This window comes from Alteribacillus iranensis (assembly GCF_900113025.1).
GTDB classification, from domain to species: domain Bacteria; phylum Bacillota; class Bacilli; order Bacillales; family Marinococcaceae; genus Alteribacillus_A; species Alteribacillus_A iranensis.
Window position 1 is genome coordinate 35,066 of the sequence record NZ_FONT01000002.1, and the last position, 13,975, is coordinate 49,040.

At 41.8% G+C, this 13,975-nt stretch carries 12 protein-coding genes; 5 read left to right on the forward strand and 7 right to left on the reverse strand.

What is annotated here, in order from left to right; translation table 11 throughout:
- Positions 1 to 20: 20 nt before the first annotated feature.
- The gene (locus tag BM095_RS04315) at positions 21 to 1,694 is read right to left on the reverse strand and encodes an SLC13 family permease (RefSeq protein WP_091658044.1); all 1,674 of its coding nucleotides are present in this window, start codon (positions 1,692 to 1,694) and stop codon (positions 21 to 23) included.
- Positions 1,695 to 1,885: 191 nt separating this feature from the next.
- On the opposite strand from BM095_RS04315, the gene BM095_RS04320 reads away from it, so the two are divergent.
- The 3 genes from BM095_RS04320 to BM095_RS04330 all read left to right on the forward strand — a co-directional run bounded on the left by BM095_RS04320 (position 1,886) and on the right by BM095_RS04330 (position 5,209).
- A complete protein-coding gene (locus BM095_RS04320; protein WP_091658047.1) occupies positions 1,886 to 2,077 on the forward strand; it encodes a hypothetical protein in 192 nt (63 codons plus the stop codon).
- A gap of 122 nt (positions 2,078 to 2,199) precedes the next feature.
- Positions 2,200 to 3,435 (forward strand): CynX/NimT family MFS transporter, encoded by a 1,236-nt coding sequence (locus tag BM095_RS04325; RefSeq protein WP_407639133.1) that lies wholly within the window; start codon positions 2,200 to 2,202, stop codon positions 3,433 to 3,435.
- A 181-nt stretch (positions 3,436 to 3,616) separates the two neighbouring features.
- On the forward strand, positions 3,617 to 5,209 hold the full coding sequence (locus BM095_RS04330; protein ID WP_091658048.1) for an amidohydrolase: 1,593 nt from the start codon (positions 3,617 to 3,619) through the stop codon (positions 5,207 to 5,209).
- A gap of 339 nt (positions 5,210 to 5,548) precedes the next feature.
- Here the strand turns inward: BM095_RS04330 and BM095_RS04335 are convergent, their stop codons facing one another.
- Together BM095_RS04335 and BM095_RS04340 are read right to left on the reverse strand one after the other, a co-directional pair.
- The gene (locus BM095_RS04335; protein ID WP_177194686.1) at positions 5,549 to 6,646 is read right to left on the reverse strand and encodes an S-layer homology domain-containing protein; all 1,098 of its coding nucleotides are present in this window, start codon (positions 6,644 to 6,646) and stop codon (positions 5,549 to 5,551) included.
- A gap of 127 nt (positions 6,647 to 6,773) precedes the next feature.
- The gene (locus BM095_RS04340; protein WP_091658054.1) at positions 6,774 to 7,790 is read right to left on the reverse strand and encodes a phosphotransferase enzyme family protein; all 1,017 of its coding nucleotides are present in this window, start codon (positions 7,788 to 7,790) and stop codon (positions 6,774 to 6,776) included.
- Positions 7,791 to 8,013: 223 nt separating this feature from the next.
- Between BM095_RS04340 and BM095_RS04345 the strand changes: the two genes are divergently transcribed.
- On the forward strand, positions 8,014 to 9,006 hold the full coding sequence (locus BM095_RS04345; protein ID WP_091658056.1) for a zinc-binding dehydrogenase: 993 nt from the start codon (positions 8,014 to 8,016) through the stop codon (positions 9,004 to 9,006).
- 55 nt (positions 9,007 to 9,061) lie between these two features.
- On the opposite strand, the gene BM095_RS04350 is transcribed toward BM095_RS04345, so the two are convergent.
- Positions 9,062 to 9,730 (reverse strand): adenine nucleotide alpha hydrolase family protein, encoded by a 669-nt coding sequence (locus BM095_RS04350; protein WP_091658059.1) that lies wholly within the window; start codon positions 9,728 to 9,730, stop codon positions 9,062 to 9,064.
- Positions 9,731 to 9,934: 204 nt separating this feature from the next.
- Between BM095_RS04350 and BM095_RS04355 the strand changes: the two genes are divergently transcribed.
- Positions 9,935 to 10,183, forward strand: a complete 249-nt coding sequence (locus BM095_RS04355; RefSeq protein ID WP_091658062.1) for a hypothetical protein — start codon at positions 9,935 to 9,937, stop codon at positions 10,181 to 10,183.
- Positions 10,184 to 10,319: 136 nt separating this feature from the next.
- On the opposite strand, the gene BM095_RS04360 is transcribed toward BM095_RS04355, so the two are convergent.
- The 3 genes from BM095_RS04360 to BM095_RS04370 form a co-directional block, all read right to left on the reverse strand.
- Entirely contained in the window at positions 10,320 to 10,991 is a 672-nt protein-coding gene (locus tag BM095_RS04360) for an adenine nucleotide alpha hydrolase family protein (protein WP_245757807.1), read from the reverse strand.
- A gap of 513 nt (positions 10,992 to 11,504) precedes the next feature.
- Positions 11,505 to 13,487, reverse strand: a complete 1,983-nt coding sequence (locus tag BM095_RS04365) for a TRAP transporter permease (RefSeq protein WP_091658065.1) — start codon at positions 13,485 to 13,487, stop codon at positions 11,505 to 11,507.
- 5 nt (positions 13,488 to 13,492) lie between these two features.
- Positions 13,493 to 13,975, reverse strand: coding sequence for a DUF1850 domain-containing protein (locus tag BM095_RS04370; protein ID WP_177194687.1), 483 nt, complete (start codon positions 13,973 to 13,975; stop codon positions 13,493 to 13,495).

The window sequence follows — 13,975 nt, forward strand, 5'->3', positions numbered from 1 at the left end:
TTAGCTAAGTGTTAGGTAGTTCAACGGAACGATAATGGAACGTGTTGCAGATCAATCCCCCAAATTCCTGGAAGGTAGAATGTCACAGCAAGAACAATTAAAATAACAGCCAAGATATTCAGCCAAAACCCATTTTTCACCATCTCAATAATCTTTAATTTCCCGGTTCCAAAAATGATGGCGTTTGGTGGTGTACCAACAGGAAGCATGAATGCACAATTAGCCGCCATCGCACAGGGAACCATTAAAGCATAAGGATGTACATTCAGCGCAAGAGCCAAGGATGCCACCACTGGTAGAATCATCGTCCCTGTAGCCGTATTGGAAGTGATTTCAGTCAAGAACAATACAATCGTAGTAGCCACTAAAACAATAACAATAAACTGCATTCCTTCTAGTATCGTCAATTGCTCCCCAATCCAATTAGAGAGACCGGTTTCACTAAATCCTGACGCAATGGCGAGACCACCGCCAAAAAGCAATAAAATGCCCCAAGGTATCTCTTTTGAGTCGTGCCACTCTAGTATTTTCGTGGCTTCCGTTTTTTTGGCAGGGATTAAGAAAAGCAACACAGTCGCAGTCACTGCTATAATTCCGTCGCTAATCCTGGGAACGCCCACGATATCTTGCCAGATGAACGTTCGAGTAATCCACATGAAAGCCGCAAACAAAAAGACTCCTAATACAGCTTTCTCTTCATAAGTAATGGTACCAAGTGCTGACTTTTCTCTTTGAATCAGCTCTCTTCCACCAGGGAGCTGTTGAAGATTCAATGGATACACTATACGAGTCAAGTACATCCACGCACTTATAATAAGAATAAAGACCAGTGGTGCGGCAAACAGCATCCAACTCGCAAATGTGATTTCCACTCCAAACAACTGATTCACCGTTCCCGCTAAAATAATGTTCGGTGGTGTTCCGATCAGTGTCCCAAGGCCACCTATCGTTCCTGAATAACCGATACCAAAAATAATAGCCTTTTCAAACTTAGGCAGCTCTTTCGCTTCTTCCCCTTTCAGCGCTTCACTAACTTGATATGTGATAGCTAGTCCAATGGGCACCATCATCATAACAGCAGCTGTATTAGATACCCACATAGATAAAAATCCGGTGGCTATCATAAATCCTAATATAATCTTTCGAGTGCTTGTCCCAATAAGGCCAATAATAGTTAAAGCCATTCGCTTGTGAAGGTTCCACTTCTCCATGGCAGCCGCAATAAAAAAACCACCCAAAAAAAGAAATATAATATCATTACCATAAGAAGAGACTACAGTATCGCCATCCAGAGCTCCTGTAATAGGCAATAAAATTATAGGTAATAATGATGTTGCAGGAATAGGGATAGCTTCTGTAATCCACCAAGTCGCAATCCACAGTGTCGATGCAAGAACTGCTCTTGCTTCCCCGCTTAGTCCTTCAGGGTGGAAAAATAACATGGTTATAAGAAATAGTAATGGACCTAGTATGAGACCAACAAGTTGTGCTTTTGTGTAAGCGGGTCTCTTCTTACCTCCATCAGGACCTTTTCCGCCTGGCCCTCCTGGACCACTTCCCACCGCCGTATCAGGCCGAAGAATACGTGAATTCTCTCTTTTATCGCGGCCAAATGAAAAAGTTAATAATTGTTTCACCTGGTTATGGGATGACCATAGGTTGTTCCAGCTAGTCCCCAATAGCTCTCTAAACATGAATAATCCTTCCCTTCTTGATGGAATACCATTACCTACCATAATAAAATTAAAACTGATCGTCCATCCGCCTATATATTCCCTATTAACCTTTTAAAAATCCGACTATCCTAATGTTTATTACAAACATATTACATGATAATATGTATTTATAATGAATATTTTACCAGCTAGAAATAGGGGGCTTTCAAATGAAAGATGACAAGCTGTACGTTGAACTCATGCTATCCTCTTCCAATCCACATGTTAGTTTTCTTGCTTTATCACACACCATCCGTAAAGAAGGCAGTATTGATCCAGAAACAAGGAAAGAAGCTTTAACCAAGTTAGTTGATGCATACGAAGAAATTTGCCGCAACCAGCATCTCCAACAGTATGCTTAATGTTTAATTCTAAACTCGGACGTGATGCCGACGAAAAGTATTGTCTTTTCGTCGGCTTTCTTTACTTCTAGGTAAGATATATAATGGTAATAATGCACGCCACTATTCGTAGAAAGGAACTTATGAAATTTATGACTTCTCTCTCGTCTCAACAAACAGAAGAAGAGGAACAGAGAAAACGCCAGTTTTTATTAATAGCTGGAGTTATTTTTGTTGCTTTTAATTTAAGACCCGCCATTACAGCAGTCGGGCCACTCGTACCTATTATTCGGGAAGATACTGGTATGAGTAATAGCGCAGCTGGACTCCTGACTACTATACCGTTGCTTTCTTTCGCCGTATTTTCTCTCCTGGCTCCGAGACTTGGATTACGATACGGAAATCACACCGCTATTTTTATAGCGTTACTTATATTAACGACAGGCGCAGCTATACGAGCTACCGGTTTTATAGCGGTTATATTTCTAGGGACGGCTATGGTGGGGATTGGTATTGCTATCTGCAATGTTCTACTTCCAGGTATTATTAAATCTAGCTTCCCCAAAAAAGTCGGTATTATGACAAGTCTCTATACAGCGACAATGGGGTTATTCGCAAGTCTTGGCTCAGGTGTAAGCATCCCTCTCTCTGAAAACATAGGACTTGGCTGGGAAATCACACTCGGAGTTTGGTCACTAATGGCACTTTTAGCATTAGTCGTTTGGTTTCCTCAAATTAGAAAAGATAAAAAAAGAGATAAAACAGTGAAGCCAGAAACGGAACCACAATCAAGAAGATCGATCTGGTCTTCCCCTTTAGCATGGCAAGTCACTCTATTCATGGGGTTTCAATCGTTCTTATTTTACTCTTTGATTACTTGGATTCCTGATGTCTTGCAAGAATTAAATGTTAGCTTAACAATAGGCGGCTGGATGTTATTTCTTCTTCAACTGATCGGGATACCATTTAGTTTTTTCACTCCTATCCTGGCGGATAAGTTGGAGAATCAGTCTCCGATTGTCATTACTATTTGTACATTGTATATCATTGGTATTTTCGGACTTCTCTTCATTTCTAATTTTACCGTTATTATTATCTCCGTACTTCTGATGGGCATTTCTCAAGGAGCCGCCATCAGTTTATCGCTCACTCTCTTAAGTCTCAGAGCGGCAAACGCAAAGCATGCAGCCATGCTATCAGGAATGGCTCAGTCATTTGGATATTTACTTGCAGCAACAGGACCTATATTTATGGGCTTTTTGTATGACGTATTCGGAACTTGGAAACCGTTCCTTATTGTATTATTTGTTGCTGTGCTTATCATTCTTACTGCCGGATTAAAAGCATCCAGAAACCGCTATGTTCTCCCTGAGTCATAATTAGTGGAATGTCGCTCTCGTACGTGAGATCCATCACGTAGAGTGCGGCTTTTTTATGTAGTTTACGATCTGATATAAAAATAAAATATATTTTTAATCTATTTTGACAATAAACGAACGGTCCCTATATACTTACTGATAACCATAGAAAAATGTGTAATTGGGAGAAGGGGGAGTCCTCATGAGAGCGGACATCGTATTTTATAATGGACAAATAGTAACAGCGGATGCCAACCGTAATATCCATCAGGCTGTCGCAATAAAAGGAGAGACAATTTTAGATACAGGGGCTAATGAGGAAATTTTAGCTTATGCGGATGAACAAACAAAACGAATAGATTTAGAAGGAAACAGCTTGCTACCCGGATTTATTGATTCGCACGCCCATATTGAGATCAATGGCACGAATAAGTTAGGTGTGAATTGTAAAGAGTTACACTCGATTGAAGACATCCAAGCATCCTTGTCTAAGCGAGCCGCTGATACTCCTGCCGGGGAATGGATACGCGGTTGGGGATACAATCATAAACAATTAACCGAACAAAGACATCCTACACGTTGGGAGCTTGACGAAGTTTCTACTGATCATCCTATTATGATAACAAGGACATGTAATCATATTTCCGTTGTGAATAGTGAAGCCCTCTCCCGCTTCGGATTAGCCGATGACGCTCCAGACCCGGAAGGCGGCAAACTTGGCCGTGAAAATGGGATCATTAACGGGCAATTATTCGAGTCGATTCATATGGATATGTATGAATTTTCCCAGTACAGCGAATCAGAAATTATGAAAGGTTACGAGCTAGCTTCCGGGGAATACTTAGAGAACGGGATAACAAGTGTGCACGAAGCCGGAGGGTATGGAAATATTCATTTTCAATGGCTGCAGAAAGGGGTTCTTAATAATAGTATTCCCACTCGCTTATATATGATGATGGGATCGCTCAGCCGTTCGAGGGAAGTACTAGAAAGAGCACTAGAAGGCGGCTTACTTACAAGAATGGGAGATCGTCATTTAACTGTCGGTCCTGCTAAGCTATTTATTGACGGAAGCAGCAGCGGTCCGACAGCTGCCACTCGCGACCCTTACACCAGTGATCCTGAAGACTCCGGAGTTCTTTATTATACACAGGAAGAACTGGAACAAACGCTTGTAAAAGCGAGTAGAATGGGAAATCAAATCACTTCTCATGCGATGGGGGATAAAGGAGTCAACATGCTCTTACATTGTATTGAGAAAGCCAACGAAATAAGTGAAGAGGGGCTTCGACATCGGATTGAACACTGCGGCATCGCCCCAGCTGATCTGAGAGAAAGAATAAAACAAGCAAAAGCAACTCCTATTCTAAACCCGGCTTTTCTCTATGAGTTCGGGGATGGTTACCTGAAAGATTACGGCGAACGTGTACATGATATGTTCCCAGCACGTGATCTTGTTGATTTAGGAGTCCGCCCCGCTATCGGTTCAGATAATCCGGTCACTACTGTTAATCCTTTTGTTGGCCTTTACGCTGCCGTAACAAGAAAAACAAAGTCAGGACAAAGTGTCGGGGAAAACCAAAAAATTTCTATTTATGAAGCCATTGAACAGTATACGATCAACGGAGCCTATGCCAGTTTTGAAGAAGACTGGAAAGGCAGTATTGAATCAGGAAAAGTGGCTGACCTTATCATTTTAGACAAACCCATTTTAGATGTCCCTCCGGAAGAACTGTTAGAAATGAGCGTAGAAGCTACCATGATTGGTGGAAGTTTTCATTGGAGTAAACAATAAGGAAGAGGCTGGGACAAAAGTATTTAAATGAAAGATAAATCCGAACAACTTATGTTGTCGCTTTGTCAAAATACTTCGCTTTCCGCGGGCACGGCTTCAGCTTCCTAGGAAAGCGAAAACGGCTTTCCTGCGGGATCTTCAGCTCGTGCTGTTCCCGCTGGAGTCTACGTATTTTGACTACGCTGATACACTGCGTTTATGAAACGGGTGACTCCTTCAACATGTGATCGTTCGTCTTTAGAGTTGACTATTCTAGTTTTGTGCCAGCCTCCTTTTTCACGCAAATATATATTGATATATTTTTTGACAGTTTTATTTTATTAGCCAGATCCTCTCCTATCAATCTACTGTAAATAATTGTGTCCAATAATACCCGTAGCTTCCTCCCTCAGCAAGCCCGATACCAATACCATCATAATAATCTCTTAATATATTCTCACGGTGCCCCGGACTGTTCATCCACGCATCGACGACTGCTTCAGGGGTAGGCTGACCGGCTGCAATGTTCGAACCGTGGATTTGTATAGGAGCATCAAATGTTTCGTCATAACCAATGTCCATACCATAATCAGGTGAAACGTGATCAAAGTAATTTTGATCTCTCATCTCCTCTGATTTAAAACGTGATAAACGCACAGCATCCGGCTCCGCTTTCAAAGGTTGCAAGCCATGCTCCCTGCGAATATCGTTCACTAAGCGTAAGACTTCCGCTTCCATCGTTGTCATCTCACTACTGTAAGCCTCACGGATATCATCGATATTTTCTATAACACTAGGTTGGTTGTTTCCTGGCTCCTCGGTATCCTCTTCATCAGGGGGATCCTCCTGAGGAGGCTCATCACTTTCCTCGTCTAGTACACGATAAATAAACACTGCTAGATGTGTACGTGTTACCGGATCGTTTGGGCTGAATGTCGTTGGTGACGTTCCGGTCGTGATGTCATTAGAAAGCAAAGTATTAACATAACTGTAAGCCCAATGATCCTCATCCACGTCTCTGAAAGAGTGACTGCTTGTTCCTTTTAAATCAAATGCTTCGGTTAATACCTTTGCCATTTGGGCTCGAGTCAAGCTCTCCCCTGGTCGAAAATGACTCGCTTGATCGAATACCCCTTCCTCGACTAAGGCTGCAATATATGGAGAACTGCTCATCTCTTTTGAAACATCTTCAAAACCGGGATCTGGCCGTCCTCCTACGTCTATCTCAAGAGCTCGTCCAATAATGACAGCACTTTGTGACCTAGTGACAGGGGTTTGCGGTCGATATGTACCATCCGGATAACCATTTACGATCCCTTTTTCCGCCATTTCCTCCATCTCTTCATAAGCCCAGTAGGACTCCGGGATGTCTTGGAAACTTCTTTCCGCCTCGACAACCGGCGTCAACCCCATAAATACGGCACCTGTAACAAGCCACAACTTTGCTTTTTTAAGCATACACATTCCCCTCTCCTTCAAAGGAAAAATAGAAATTCCAATCATTTCATCATATGACGTACAACATGTAGACAGCGAGTTATTTCATCTGTACCCGATCTATCTATATTTGTAACTACTAGTTCTACTATTCTTTAAAGTCTTTTACGTATTTGTTTGCTAGCGGAATCGTTTGTTTTGTATACTCTTCTCCTAATTCTTTCGTTGTGTTATTATTTCTGCTGCCGATCCAGGAAATAAGCATAAGACGTCTCATCATAATAAATGTCGGAATTTCATTTACTTCTTCCTTAGAGAGCGCTCTCCATTTACGATATCCTTTCACCCACGCTCGAACGAGATGAGGAACATATGGTTTGTGTTCGATGAAACTTAAGGCTGCTCCTAAGTCAAATAGATACCAGCCGAACCCACAGTCATCAAAGTCAATCACTTTTATTGATTTTCCTTCTATTAATAGATTTGCCAAACGTAGATCCGCATGAATTAAACCGAAACGATCCGGTCCTTTCCCGAATCGTTCCAAACGATGTTTTACTATATTCGAAACATTTTGGAACAGTTCCTTTATTTCTGGAGTAATACCAATCCCATCCTGCCATCGTGCCCACTTAGGATGGTCCCCAAGAATCGCATCGAAATCCCACGACTCCCTATGTAAGGTAGCGGCTTCCTTCCAGTGTTGCGTATGGTTGTGAAGTCGAGCTGTGATTTCTCCTAACCTCTCAAATTGAATCATTAATTCTTCTTCTTTCTTTTCGTCTGGTGCTTCTCCTTCTAAAAAAGTAAACATGACACAATAATATTCAAAAGGATCATTCTCCATATTAATCGTTTGTATGAGTTTCCCATTTTTGCCTTCAATAGGAATGGGCACTTCGACAGGCACTTGCTCATCGACGGCTTGGATCCATTTCAGCTCACTCTCAATTTGTAGTTTGCAATGATAATTCGGGCGGCAGACACGCAGTATTTTTTTCTTCCTATTTTCGTTATTGGTTACAAGGTATGTATAGTTTTCGGAGTAATCTAGTAACTCTACTGTTGCCTGATCATTACCCGGATAATGGAAGATAGCTCGTTTGGCTATTTCTTTATATTTTATAAAAGAATCTTCACCAGCTGCCGTACTTGACTGCGTCATTTATAGATGCCTCCTTTCTTATTCAGTATATAGCGGGCAAATTCTATTACTCCTTCCCTGTAGCGTTTCCAACGTCCACTTAACTAGCGGCGTATGAAAGCTTGTCTCTTCTAGGATAATATGATTCGCGGACGTTGTCAGCGGTCTCCAGCACATTCCTATCGTCGTCAGAATCTTTTTTATGGTACGATGGCAATGGAATAATAACGCAGGAGTGATAGAAATGAAAGCATTAATTCATGAAAAAACGCCAGGAATGGAAGGCTTGTCTTATCGTGATGCCGAAGCACCTTCTCCATCAGCTGGTGAAGTGAGAGTGAATGTAAAAGCAGCTGGTTTGAACCATAGAGACCTGTTTGTGCTCCATCGTCACAAGCCAGAAGATCCTCCCCTCGTCCTTGGTTCCGATGGGGCGGGTATCGTGGAATCAGTAGGTGAAGGTGTAGCAGGGATTCGCCCTGGAGATGAAGTAGTAATAAACCCCGGATTGGGTTGGCATAAAAATAGCGATGCCCCCCCAAAAGGCTTTGAAATTATCGGGCTGCCAGACGATGGAACGTTTGCCGAACAAATTGTAATTCCAGCGGAAAATGCAGTTACAAAGCCTTCTCACTTAACTTGGGAAGAAGCTGGGGTCTTATCGCTTCCTGCCCTTACAGCTTACCGAGCGTTATTCACAAGAGGAGACGTAAAACCAGGCATGAAAGTACTCATTCCTGGAATCGGAAGCGGTGTCGCGACATTTTTGCTGCAGTTTGCGAAAGCAGCTGGCGCCGAAGTGTACGTTACTTCCCGTTCAGAAACAAAACTTCAACAAGCGCTTGAGCTAGGAGCCGACAGAGCAATAAACAGCAATAGTGATTGGGAAAAAGAACTAAACGGTGAAAAAATGGACTTGGTTATTGAATCAGTCGGAGCTGCCACGTTTAATCAGTCCCTGTCACAAGTTCGAACAGGTGGTACTCTTGTTACATTTGGAGCGTCTGCAGGTGACGAGATTAAAATAAATTTGCGTACATTTTTCTATGGACAGTTTAACATGCTCGGCTCTACGATGGGGAGCGGAGAAGAGTACAAAGAAATGCTTCAATTTATTGAAACACATCATATTAAGCCTGTGATGGATAAAACATACGCATTACATCAATACAAAGAGGCATTTCAACGGTTAGACGAGGCGGAACAGTTTGGAAAAATCGGCTTTGTCATTTCCTAATCCAAAGACGTAAAAAAGCGGAGGACAAGAACTCCCTTGTTCTCCGCTTCCTTCGTTAATGATCTTCATCCACATCGATATCTTCTAAGGAATAAACAATATTTTCTTTGACTCTCGTCTCAATAATTTGATCGTCTTCCGTATGATACGCAAATATTCCATTATTAAAATCGGTGTGCAGCGATTTAAAAAAGATACCTTGCTTTGCAGCTCGATGTTTTGGATCAATGAATGTCATATGATAAGTACCGTCTGGCTTTTCCAATAAATACGCTTTCGTTCCAAGATCATAATCAAACTCTGTGCCGAAAGACCTTTCAATTGGGACAACATGAAGATCTGCGTTCGGAAGTTTTTTTAGGAGCACATCTACGATGGAACGACCTAACAAGTTCGTCAACACGCTCTCTACCACTTGCCCTATAACAATTTGAGTGGCTTTTTCTTTTTCCGCGGCTTTTGCTATCACTCTAGTAATGTCAAAGGAACGAGCTTTTTTTATGATTACTTTTGCCCCATATTCCTTGGCAAGCTGCTTAAAAATAGGAATATCTATCTCCTTGTGATAAGCATACTCATCATCAGGCATCGCATCAAAGATGAGAATCGTTAGGTCAGCGTTTAATTTCCTTGCCAGATGTCCTCCTCTTTTTATCAGTTTTCTTCCTGTATAGCCATAACGAACACACACTAACAAGCGCTCTTCTTCAGGATTCACATTCATTGGCCAGCCCCCGCTTCGTGATCAGGATATGATTTTCTCTACTTGTATCTTACAAATTTTTTATTAAATAAACAAATAATCATACTTTCCTAGACTTAAAATCTTTATTGCCTTCCATTTGTTTAGAATTCTCCCTTCTTGTTTAGAATAGAAATAGAATACAAGACCGGACAACACCATACCATTTAGGTAGGAGGGATAAATATGCAAGAACTTCCTGTACGGCATATTTTGTTTGAAGACAAGTGGGAAAAGTATACAGAAGCACTCCACATCCTTCAAGCAGAACTGAAAGAGAAGGAAGTCGACAACCGTTTACTAGATGAGTGTCTTGAAGCAGCTTTCGAACTAGCTGATCTTTCTGTCGATGAAGCATTCGTGACTGGCTATGAGAAGGGACGAAAAAATGGTATCAATCAGAAGTCGGTACCTGCTCCGTCTCGCGTCGGGTAGGTCATAGAGAAAGGAGAAGGCTGTCGAAAGCAGGGACAGCCGTTACTCAGATGTTAGAGAAACCATGTTCTGTCCCAGCAGGGTCTCTTCCGCGCTTGTCACGACGGACAGGCGCCTTCCTCTTTTTCTCTTATTCTTACGTATCCTCTTCTATGTCTTTGAGAGAATAAACAATGCCTTCTTTCACTCTTACCTCTATCGTCTTATCCTCATTTGCTACGAAAGCAAAAATTCCATTATCAAAGTCAGTGTGTATGTGCCTGAAAAACACTCCCTCATAATTCGCTCTCTCATTTGGGTCTGTATCTTTTAACGTGTACGTACCATCATCCCTTTTGAATAAATAAGCCTTTCTTCCTTTCGCATATTCCCAATCCTCTTCTTCTTCCGATCGCTCCTTAGGTACGACATGTAAATCTGCATCAGGCAGCTCTTTTAATAATAAATCAATGATGGAGCGACCGAGCAAATGAGTCCATACACTTTCCGCAGCTTGGCCGATGATGACTTGAGTAACTTCTTCCTTACGAGCAGTGTCTATCACAACATTTGTGATATCAATAGCTTTTGCTTTCTTTATGATCACTTTTGCCCCATATTTCTTTGCCAACTGCTTAAAAATGGGAATATCGACTTCTTTGTGATATTCATACTCTTCATCAGGCAAGGAATCGAAAACCAATATAATGAGCTCAGCATTTAATTTTCGGGCTAGATAGCCGCCACGTCTGATTAATTTTCTCCCGGTATGTCCATAATCAACGCACACAAGGATTCGTTCTTCCGCTGGATTCATGCCATTCATCATGACGCCCCACTTTTCTATTCATTTTCCACCTTCATTATAGTCTTGCGTTACTCATAACATGCTATTTTTTCAAATGTCATTAACTATGTACTAACACTTTTCCCTGAAAAGGAGGTCCATATGCCCGAAGCACGTAAAAGAGCCTGGGACCAAACCCAGTAAATGAATAATGCGCTCACAATAAGTGAGTGTGTTCTGCGTCTAAGTATAGATTGTATAAAAATACATTCGCTTGCCTCGGGCAAGGCGTCAGCTAACCGACGGAAAACCATCGTCGGTGGATCTTCCGCTCTTGCTTTTCCCGCAGGCGTCTCATGATTTTTGACAATCCATGCGTTTATAGATGGAAAGTATTCATTTTCCCACAAAAAGGATACCTTCGCCGAGAAGACAAATCCTACCTGAGATGATGACAAACATTCAAATCAGAAAAGGTTCCAACCATCAAGAATTGATGATTGGAACCCTTTTCAAGTCATGTTTGGCTAGTTATGTCCCAGCCCTTCATCGTATTTAGATTGCTTTTAAGGACGCAACTCCTTCTTTCTTCGCTCTCAGCCACTGCAAGCCGACAACGACGATAATGATAGATAATCCAATAATATCTTGAAGGAGTGCCGGGGTCATAAACATCAAGGCCCCTGCGAATAATAAAACGCGCAGCAGCGGGTTTATATGTGTCATAAAAAATCCTTCTGTTGCTGTTCCGAGCATGATTACCCCTAGCACGGACGTAATAACAACAACAATGCCTTCTCCTAACGTCGTATTTGTGAGTAAAAGAGACTCATTAAATACGAACAAGTAAGGTACGATGAACCCTGCTATTGCCAGTTTCATCGATATGAACCCTGTCCTCATGGCTTGCCCGCCTGCTATACCTGCTGCGGCAAAAGCAGCAAGAGCAACCGGTGGCGTAATGTTTGCGAAAATACCAAAATAAAATACAAATAAATGAGCAACTAGTGGTTGAATTCCAAGCTCCACCAAGGCAGGCGCAGCCATCGTTGCAGTAATGATATATGTTGGGATACTTGGAAGTCCCATTCCTAACACGATACATGCAAGCATCGTGAAGATCAGTGTCAGCAATAAGTTGGCTCCTCCTAATGTGACAATGGCGTTGGCAAGCTTAATACCAAAACCAGTCATTGTGGCGACACCAACTATGATCCCAACAGCGGCACAGGCAATAGCAACAGCAAGCGCCGTACGAGCCCCTTCCTCAAGGGCTTCCACAATATCCTTCAACGACATTCTGGTTGTTTTTCTAAACATGGCTACTACGACTGTTACAACGATCGTCAGCAATGCAGAGAAGATAATCGTGCGACCACTGAAAAACAACATATACATTAAAAACAGCAATGGAATAAGCAAGTGTCCTCGTTCTTTCATTACTTGCTTCACTTGCGGCAAGTTATCTCGAGAAATACCTTGCAATCCTTCTTTCGTAGCTCTCAAATGAATTTGAACAATGCTTGCTACGTAAAATAATATAGCCGGAAGCAACGCAGCCAATGCAATGTCCTTATATGGTATGCCTAACATTTCGGCCATAATAAATGCCGATGCCCCCATAATAGGAGGTAAAATTTGACCTCCTACCGAAGCTGCAGCTTCCACGGCTCCGGCAAAGTTTCGTTTATACCCAATTTTCTTCATGAGCGGTATAGTGAATGAACCGGTAGTTACAACATTCGCAATAGCAGAGCCATTAATACTGCCAAGAAAACCTGAAGCGATTACACTCACTTTTGCTGGACCGCCTTTTGACTGTCCTGCTACAGCTAATGCCAAATCATTGAAAAATTGACCCATCCCTGATTTTCCAAGAAAAGCTCCAAATAAAATAAATAAGAATATATAAGTCGCAGAAACTCCAATAGCTGTACCGTAAACCCCTTCGGTTGTCACATACATAAAACCAACTAAATCTTCCCATGTATATCCGCGATGACGGAAAATACCAGGCATTAAGTTTCCGAACATTCCATAGAGGAAAAACAGTATGGCTAGGGTAGGGAGAGCCCAGCCTGTCACACGTCTAGCTGCCTCTAATACAAGCAATACGAGAATAATACCAAAAATTAAGTCGGTACTGTTCGGCAGTCCTCCGCGATTCATGATTGCTGTGTAATCGATAAAGAAATAAATGGTGGTAGAAAATGCGATAAGAGCAAATGCAATGTCATAAATCGGTACTTTTTTTGATTTCGACTTTTTAAAAGGCGGGTAAAGAATAAATATTAAGGCAAGTACCACTGCCACATGCAAGGAGCGATGCTGAAGAGTCTGCGGCATCCCGGCATAAGAAGTATATAAATGATAAACAGATAAAAACACGGCTAGTATAGTGACTATTTTTGGTACTAATGGATTCTTAAATGTACGAAATCGTGACTCACTGTCATATTTTCTTAATGTTTCTTCATCTACACTGTTGTCCGGGGTGAGGTCAGGATCATACGTAACGTTTTTCTCCTTTTTTTCCATCCCGTTCACCTACTTTCTATACATATTTCGATTGGTTCATGATGAGGTAATTCTTTCATAAGCGAGTGCTCCTCACGGAAAGTAACCTTGTGTTCTGCATCATGCGAATGAATCCATTGATAGCAGTCTAACTTTTTGTTGATATCTTCATAGACAACGTTTCCATCTTTAAACGTGACCTTTTCATCATTTTCATGATCTACACCCGCTCCATAAGATTGAAAGCGAGTTTGCGTAAGGATTAATTCTCCTTCTTCGTCTACTTTCAATTGGTCCTCCCATAATGTTTTTTCAACGGAATGAGTCCAACTGATAGTGATTTTTTCTCCTATTTCCGCTTCTTCTTCCCAATATGTCTCACCCGTCTCCTGGTGCTTGACTACAACCCAATACTCAGTGGATTGACAGGAAGCAAGCAATATAGGTAATGCTAATAGGATGGATGAAAAGGCCTTCACAGAGGCCTTTCCATCCTTATACCAATTCAT